General features: G+C 54.5%; 7 protein-coding genes, 2 tRNA genes and 1 rRNA gene. 8 read left to right on the top strand and 2 right to left on the bottom strand.

Going from position 1 to position 6,782, the window contains the following annotated elements:
• The first annotated feature begins 5 nt into the window (after positions 1–5).
• From rrf to LU196_RS19755, 3 genes are all read left to right on the top strand, one after another.
• Positions 6–121: ribosomal RNA gene (rrf, locus tag LU196_RS19765) — 5S ribosomal RNA — on the top strand.
• A gap of 104 nt (positions 122–225) precedes the next feature.
• Positions 226–302, top strand: a tRNA-Asp gene (locus tag LU196_RS19760).
• An 8-nt stretch (positions 303–310) separates the two neighbouring features.
• Positions 311–386 (top strand) — tRNA-Trp (locus LU196_RS19755).
• A gap of 103 nt (positions 387–489) precedes the next feature.
• Here the strand turns inward: LU196_RS19755 and hdfR are convergent.
• The gene (hdfR, locus tag LU196_RS19750) at positions 490–1,311 is read right to left on the bottom strand and encodes an HTH-type transcriptional regulator HdfR (RefSeq protein ID WP_232761181.1); all 822 of its coding nucleotides are present in this window, start codon (positions 1,309–1,311) and stop codon (positions 490–492) included.
• 121 nt (positions 1,312–1,432) lie between these two features.
• Here hdfR and LU196_RS19745 point away from each other — a divergent pair, with 121 nt between their 5' ends.
• Positions 1,433–1,771 (top strand): DUF413 domain-containing protein, encoded by a 339-nt coding sequence (locus tag LU196_RS19745; protein WP_008106616.1) that lies wholly within the window; start codon positions 1,433–1,435, stop codon positions 1,769–1,771.
• 28 nt (positions 1,772–1,799) lie between these two features.
• Here the strand turns inward: LU196_RS19745 and LU196_RS19740 are convergent, their stop codons facing one another.
• Positions 1,800–3,320 (bottom strand): YifB family Mg chelatase-like AAA ATPase, encoded by a 1,521-nt coding sequence (locus LU196_RS19740; protein ID WP_232761180.1) that lies wholly within the window; start codon positions 3,318–3,320, stop codon positions 1,800–1,802.
• Between the two features lie 329 nt (positions 3,321–3,649).
• Here LU196_RS19740 and ilvL point away from each other — a divergent pair, with 329 nt between their 5' ends.
• From ilvL to LU196_RS19720, 4 genes are all read left to right on the top strand, one after another.
• Positions 3,650–3,748, top strand: coding sequence for an ilv operon leader peptide (gene ilvL, locus LU196_RS19735; RefSeq protein WP_071783595.1), 99 nt, complete (start codon positions 3,650–3,652; stop codon positions 3,746–3,748).
• A gap of 149 nt (positions 3,749–3,897) precedes the next feature.
• A complete protein-coding gene (gene ilvG, locus LU196_RS19730) occupies positions 3,898–5,544 on the top strand; it encodes an acetolactate synthase 2 catalytic subunit (RefSeq protein WP_232761179.1) in 1,647 nt (548 codons plus the stop codon).
• Positions 5,541–5,798, top strand: coding sequence for an acetolactate synthase 2 small subunit (ilvM, locus tag LU196_RS19725; RefSeq protein ID WP_232761178.1), 258 nt, complete (start codon positions 5,541–5,543; stop codon positions 5,796–5,798). The genes ilvG and ilvM overlap by 4 nt, the downstream gene beginning before the upstream one ends.
• Before the next feature lie 18 nt (positions 5,799–5,816).
• Positions 5,817–6,746 (top strand): branched-chain amino acid transaminase, encoded by a 930-nt coding sequence (locus tag LU196_RS19720; protein ID WP_232761177.1) that lies wholly within the window; start codon positions 5,817–5,819, stop codon positions 6,744–6,746.
• Positions 6,747–6,782 lie beyond the last annotated feature (36 nt).

The following is a 6,782-nucleotide window of genomic DNA, read 5'->3' as shown; positions in this document are numbered from 1 at the left end:
ATTTGCCTGGCGGCTGTAGCGCGGTGGTCCCACCTGACCCCATGCCGAACTCAGAAGTGAAACGCCGTAGCGCCGATGGTAGTGTGGGGTCTCCCCATGCGAGAGTAGGGAACTGCCAGGCATCAAATTAAGACCGGTTATACCCGGTCGTGACCTTCCCGGTGACGCGGGAAGGGCGAAACACCTGAAGTCAGAACGATTTTCTGACGTCAGTACAGAATCGGTGGAGCGGTAGTTCAGTTGGTTAGAATACCTGCCTGTCACGCAGGGGGTCGCGGGTTCGAGCCCCGTCCGTTCCGCCACCCTCATTAGGGGCGTAGTTCAATTGGTAGAGCACCGGTCTCCAAAACCGGGTGTTGGGGGTTCGAGTCCCTCCGCCCCTGCCAGAAAATAATCCTTTGCTTCGGCAAAGGATTTTTTTTGCCTGAAATTTGCCGTGAAAAGAGTTTGAGTTTCACGGTCGCTCAAACTCTTCCCTCCTTTATTACATCACTGTGTCAGAACCGGATATTTCAGCAGCTGGCGAATGTGTGCTTGCTGATCGCTATTTTGCAGCCACACCGCATATAAAGGACGCACGGCCACAGGCGTATCGGGAATAACCATTAAATCGCTATAAATGCCGTGCCAGGTATCAGGCAAAAAAGCACAGGCGCCCGTGGTGTGAAGTAATTCCCGCGTAACGTGGGCTGACGTGGTCGTCAATACCGGTACATCGTCGCTGGATAAGTAACTCTCATGCTGATGAAAGTCTGCGCCCCACTCTAATTTGATGTAATCGTATTTTTCCCGCTTTTCGGTTTTACGTGCGCGGAATAAAGCGAGCGATATATGACCGATCTGCTGGCTGGTTAACTCATCCATCTTCGGTGCTTCTGTCGTAATTAACAGATCCAGCTGGCGCTCATGCAGTTGCTTCACCAGCAGATGGCGCTGTGCAATACGTGCTTCAAGATGAAGACTCTCGCGATTCTCATAAAGGGTTTGCAACCAAGGGGTTAGATAAGCCTCCCATAATGAGGCGCTGGCACCTATAGAGAGCTCATGATGCTGCTGCGTATGAGACACTTCCTTTTTTGCCATCAGCCATGTATTCATCAAACTTTCCGCGTAGGGCAACAAGCGTTCACCAGCAGAAGTCAGGCGAATATTATTGCGATGACGCGTAAAAAGATGAACACCCAGCTGATTCTCCAACTGGCGAATGCGAAAACTAACGGCAGACTGCGTGAGGTACAGCGCTTCAGCCGCGCGCCCGAAATGGCGTGTTCTGCTCACTTCGAGAAAAGTTTTCAGTAATTCCGTATCCACAGCATTCTCCCAAAAAATGTTTGTCGTAATGATTTAAATGTTTTGTTTTACACTCTGTCAAGCCTATCTAATACTCCGCGCCATAAATAGCACGGCCATATGAGAGTCAGGAGCGTGTAAAATGGCGGACAGCTTCGCAACAACAAATCGTTTCTTTGATAACAAACATTACCCACGTGGTTTTTCGCGTCACGGTGACTTCACTATAAAGGAAGCTCAACTTCTTGAACGCCACGGTTACGCCTTTAATGAGCTGGATCTCGCCAAGCGTGAGCCAATTACTGAAGAAGAGCGCTCATTTTTAGAGGTTTGCCGCGGCTTGCGCGAGCCGCAAACGGAAGCCGAGCGCGTTTGGTCGAAATACACCGCGCGTATCAAGCGTCCAAAACGTTTTCATACCCTGTCCGGCGGCAAACCGCAGATGGACACGGTTGAAGATTTCAGCGATAGCGATGATTAAAAAAACGGGGCGCCTAAAGCCCCGTTTTTTATTGCAGGCTTTTATGCAGATGAATCAACAGGCGATCAATGCTGCGATAACCCACCGCTTCCTGCAAATGCTGCCGATTCAGCACGTCTTCCCCTGCTAAGTCCGCGATGGTTCTTGCGACCTTAAGGATACGCTGCCAGGCCCGCACTGACAGCCCCAACGTATTCAAAACTGCCTCAAGCCATTCAGCATCCTGCGGTAATAGGGCACAGCACTTTGCTATTTCTGCGTTCGACAAATGCGCGTTAATTTTTCCAGCCCGTATCCGCTGCCGCTGACGCGCGGTCATCACCCGTTCTAATACCTCTGCGCTGCTCTCACTTTTCTGCTGCTGCCTGCTGAGAGTCCCACTGGGCAATAACGGGATCTCCAGCGATAAATCAAAGCGATCAAGAAAAGGGCCAGAAAGACGGCTCAGGTAGCGTAGCACCTGCTGCGGGCTGCAGCGATTATGATTACCTTGGTAATGTCCGGTAGGACTGGGGTTCATCGCGGCAACCAGTTGAAAGCGCGCGGGGTAGGTGACTTTGGCGCGTGCACGCGAAACCGCAATCTCTCCAGACTCGATAGGTTCGCGCAGCGCATCCAGAACTTTGCGATCAAACTCCGGCAGTTCATCAAGGAAGAGTACACCATTGTGGGCGAGGGAGATCTCGCCCGGTCGAGGAAGCGAGCCGCCGCCCACAAGCGCATGCAGCGAGGCACTGTGATGTGGCGCTCGGAAAGGCCGCTGGCGCCATTGATGATGGAGATCGCCGCTGCTCACCAGGCTGGCGATAGCGGCGGATTCCAACGCTTCACAATCGTCCAGCGGTGGCATGATGCCGGGCAACCGCGTTGCCAGCATCGTCTTTCCCGTTCCCGGCGGGCCAATCAGCAGTAGGTTATGTCCACCAGCGGCGGCGATTTCCAGCGCGCGTCGTCCCTGTTCTTGACCGATGATATCGCGCATATCGCCCTTAAGCGCAGCAGAGGGCGTGGCATCGCATACCGCGGCGGGCAGTGAGGCGGTGCTGTGTAAAAAGGCGCAGATCTCCACCAGATGTTTGCCAGTTAAGGTTTCACCCTGGCGAATAAGCCCAACATCCCGTTGATTCTCCTCGGCTAAAACCATTTGCCGACCGGCGTGCAATGCCGCCATCGCAGCAGGAATCGCGGCCTGAACGCCACAGAGTGCGCCGTTAAGCGCCAGTTCGCCCAGGAATTCATATTGCGTGAGTTTGGCCTCTGGAAGCTGCTCTGAGGCTGCGAGAATCGCAATCGCGATTGGCAGGTCATAGCGGCCGCCCTCTTTAGGCAAATCGGCTGGGGCTAAGTTGATGGTGACGCGCTTGGCGGGAAAGGTAAACCCGCTGTTGATGATGGCGCTTCGCACCCGTTCTCGCGCTTCTTTCACTGTCGTTTCAGGTAAACCCACCAGCGTAAGCGCAGGCAGGCCGTTGCTAATATGAACCTCAACGGTCACCAGCGGGGCAGTGACGCCTAACGCCGCTCGGGTTAATACTTTGGATAAAGACATGCACACTCCTTGTTGTCTCTATCCTGGGTTAGACTGCCCCGCGGCGCTAGCGTACCTCTCGTAAATTACCTGCCAGATTCCAGAAAATATCTGCAATTTGATCTTTTTTCGCCGATTTTTAGTGCTTACTCTCAGCTTTGAGAAAATATTTACATAACGGACGTAATGAATAATCATCACCTGCACGAAATACCCTTTTAGTTACAAAGCGATAACCATTGCATCATGCGTCAGCCATAAAAAAACGTTATGAAAATTATTGTCAATTACCGCCTAACTATGGTAACTCTGTAGGCATTACTTCGAACAATCGAAAATTAAGACAACGCATGAAAGCCCTTCTACAAGTGATTAGCCTAGTCGTGATTAGCGTGGTGGTGATTATTATCCCACCGTGCGGGGCTACGCTTGGAGAAAGAAAGGCTTAAAAATCAAGCCTCGAATCCCAAAAACCCCCGCACCGAAAGGTCCGGGGGTTTTTTTTCGGCCAGGCTAACTATTAGTGAATCAGCGAGGAACAGATTATGAGCAGTAGCATAAAATTCTGTTGTTCCAGCAGGAATACAGGAGAATAACCATGACAGGTGCACAGTGGGTAGTTCAGGCTTTACGCGCGCAGGGCGTCGACATCGTGTTTGGCTATCCTGGTGGCGCGATCATGCCAGTGTACGATGCGCTCTACGATGGCGGCGTGGAACACCTACTGTGTCGGCATGAGCAGGGTGCGGTGATGGCGGCGATAGGCTATGCCCGCGCCACGGCAAAAACCGGGGTCTGCATCGCCACATCCGGCCCGGGCGCAACGAATTTGATCACGGGATTAGCCGACGCGATGATGGATTCTGTCCCGGTAGTCGCGATTACCGGTCAGGTTTCTTCCGCGTTTATCGGCACCGATGCCTTCCAGGAGATTGACGTCCTCGGTCTGTCGTTAGCCTGCACCAAGCACAGCTTCCTGGTGGAGTCGCTGGAAGATTTACCGTCGGTGCTGGCAGAAGCGTTCGCCATTGCGCAATCAGGCCGCCCGGGCCCGGTTTTAGTGGATATCCCGAAAGATATCCAGCTGGCCAGTGCCGACTTCACACCGCATTTGTTGCCGGTTGAAGAGGGGGTGAGCCACTGCCCGCAGCATATTGCCGAAGCCCGTGCGCTGCTGGCGCAATCGCATAAGCCCATACTTTATATCGGCGGCGGCGTTGGCATGGCGCAGGCGGTTCCAGCGCTGCGTGCCATGGCGCAGGAAAGCGGAATCCCCACGGTGTCGACGCTAAAGGGCCTCGGCAGCGCCGATCCGCACAGCGAGCTCGATCTTGGCATGTTAGGCATGCACGGCACCAAAGCGGCTAACCTGGCGGTGCAATCCTGCGATTTGCTGATTGCCGTTGGCGCCCGCTTTGACGACCGCGTCACCGGCAAACTGGATACCTTCGCGCCGCACGCCAGCGTGATCCACATCGACATCGATCCCGCGGAACTCAATAAACTGCGCCGCGCGCACGTTTCACTGCAGGGCGGCCTGAATCAGGTGCTGCCGGCACTCAGCATGCCGTTGGAGATTGACGGTTGGCGTGCAGAAGTCAAAGCCATGAAGGCGGAATTCGCCTGGCGCTACGATCACCCGGGTGAGGCTATTTATGCGCCCCTGCTGCTGAAGCAGGTGTCTGACCGTAAAGGCGCAAGCGCTGTGGTGACCACCGATGTGGGCCAACACCAAATGTGGACGGCGCAGCACATGCGCTTCACCGCACCGGAAAACTTCATCACCTCCAGCGGCCTGGGCACCATGGGTTTTGGTCTGCCTGCCGCGGTCGGTGCGCAGGTTGCCCGTCCTGAAGATACGGTTATCTGCGTCTCAGGTGACGGATCGATCATGATGAATATCCAGGAGCTGGGCACCATCAAGCGCAAAAAATTGCCGGTGAAAATCCTGCTGTTAGACAATCAGCGGCTCGGCATGGTACGCCAGTGGCAACAGCTGTTCTTTGATGGACGCTATAGCGAAACCACCCTCACAGACAATCCCGATTTCCTCACGCTGGCCAGCGCCTTTGATATTCCGGGCCAGCGCATCAGCCGAAAAGATCAGGTCGACGCCGCCATCGACGCCCTGCTGAACAGTGAAGGCCCTTACTTCCTGCATGTCGCGATTGATGAGTATGAAAACGTCTGGCCATTGGTGCCGCCGGGTGCCAGCAACGCAAACATGATGGAGAAAACCGCATGAACCAGCATCAGTTGACTATCGAAGCCCGCTTCCGCCCTGAAATCCTGGAGCGCATTTTGCGCGTCGTGCGCCATCGTGGCTTTCAGGTGTGTGCCATGAATATGGCATCGGCGATCAATGCCGAAAATATTAATATCGAAATGACCGTTGCCAGCCAGCGCTCTGTCGATTTACTGTCTTCGCAGTTAAGCAAACTTATGGATGTCGCCTGCGTCGAGATCCAGCAACAAACAACACAACAAATACGCGCATAGACGCCAAAGGAAGTTACGATGAGTACGAAGAAAGCAGACTTTATCTGGTTCAACGGAGAGATGGTTAAGTGGGAAGAGGCAAAAGTCAGCGTCATGTCTCACGCCCTGCACTACGGCACGTCGGTATTTGAAGGCGTACGCTGCTACGACTCGCACAAAGGCCCGGTCGTTTTCCGTCACCGTGAACACATGCAACGTCTGCACGACTCCGCCAAAATCTACCGTTTCCCCATTACCTCAAGCGTTGATGAGCTGATGGAAGCGTGCCGTGAGGTGATTCGCGTTAACAACCTGAAAAGCGCGTATATCCGTCCGCTGGCCTTTATCGGCGACGTTGGCTTGGGCGTGAACCCGCCAGACGGTTATACCACCGACGTCATCATTGCAGCGTTCCCGTGGGGCACCTATCTGGGTGCAGATGCGCTGGAAAACGGCATCGACGCGATGGTTTCTTCCTGGAACCGCGTCGCGCCAAACACCTTGCCTACCGCGGCCAAAGCGGGCGGTAACTACCTCTCTTCGCTGCTGGTTGGCAGCGAAGCTCGCCGCCACGGCTATCAGGAAGGCATCGCGCTGGATACGCAAGGCTATATCTCAGAAGGCGCGGGCGAAAACCTGTTCGAAGTCAAGGATGGCATTCTGTTTACGCCGCCGTTTACCTCCTCCGCGCTGCCGGGCATCACGCGTGACGCCATCATCAAGCTGGCGCAAGACATGGGCATTGAAGTCCGTGAGCAGGTGCTGTCACGTGAGTCGCTCTATCTGGCGGATGAGATCTTCATGTCCGGCACCGCCGCTGAGATCACCCCGGTACGCAGCGTCGACGGTATTCAAGTGGGCGCGGGTAAACGCGGCCCGGTAACCGAACGCATTCAGAAAGCCTTCTTTGGCCTGTTCACAGGCGAGACCGAAGACAAGTACGGTTGGTTGGATCAGGTTAATCCTTAACACGATCGTTACGCGGGTGCCGCTGCGCCCGCGTCA

The sequence above is a fragment of the Pantoea sp. Mb-10 genome, assembly GCF_021272205.1.
Lineage (GTDB): Bacteria > Pseudomonadota > Gammaproteobacteria > Enterobacterales > Enterobacteriaceae > Pantoea.
Note: the sequence above shows the minus strand (reverse complement) of the source record. Positions and strands in the feature narration are given on the sequence as shown.

What these genes read in the sequence shown, in the direction of transcription:
- LU196_RS19745 (WP_008106616.1), top strand. Translation starts at nt 1,433, where the DNA reads ATGGCGGACAGCTTCGCAACAACAAATCGTTTCTTTGATAACAAACAT.
- LU196_RS19720 (WP_232761177.1), top strand. Translation starts at nt 5,817, where the DNA reads ATGAGTACGAAGAAAGCAGACTTTATCTGGTTCAACGGAGAGATGGTT.
- ilvL (WP_071783595.1), top strand. Translation starts at nt 3,650, where the DNA reads ATGAAAGCCCTTCTACAAGTGATTAGCCTAGTCGTGATTAGCGTGGTG.
- ilvM (WP_232761178.1), top strand. Translation starts at nt 5,541, where the DNA reads ATGAACCAGCATCAGTTGACTATCGAAGCCCGCTTCCGCCCTGAAATC.
- ilvG (WP_232761179.1), top strand. Translation starts at nt 3,898, where the DNA reads ATGACAGGTGCACAGTGGGTAGTTCAGGCTTTACGCGCGCAGGGCGTC.
- LU196_RS19740 (WP_232761180.1), bottom strand. Translation starts at nt 3,320, where the DNA reads ATGTCTTTATCCAAAGTATTAACCCGAGCGGCGTTAGGCGTCACTGCC.